1 protein-coding gene is annotated in these 261 nt (G+C 47.9%); it reads left to right on the top strand.

Annotated features, from left to right (window positions below; genetic code table 11):
• Positions 1–261: FGGY-family carbohydrate kinase (locus AC6UDE_RS07050; protein ID WP_500697041.1), on the top strand; the 261-nt coding region annotated here is incomplete at both ends.

Genomic DNA, 261 nt, shown 5'->3' with positions numbered 1-261 from the left:
GATTATTACCAGTGTTCCTGAGTCCAGACAGGCGGCCAAACGATCGACCGACCACAATGAAATCTATGTGGTTCCAGCTTTTAATGGGTTGGGAGCTCCTTATTGGGATCAGGACGTGAGAGGAGCCGTCTTCGGCATTACCCGTGGGACTAACAGTGACGACTTTGTAAAAGCCACTCTTCAGTCGATTGCATACGGAACTAAGGATATTGTCAACACGATGGAGTCCGATACCAACCTTGATATCCTTCAGATTAGAGC

This window comes from Fructilactobacillus sp. X2R5C3, assembly GCF_059901325.1.
The sequence above is the reverse complement of the archived record's forward strand: the minus strand, read 5'-3'. Positions and strand labels throughout refer to the sequence as shown.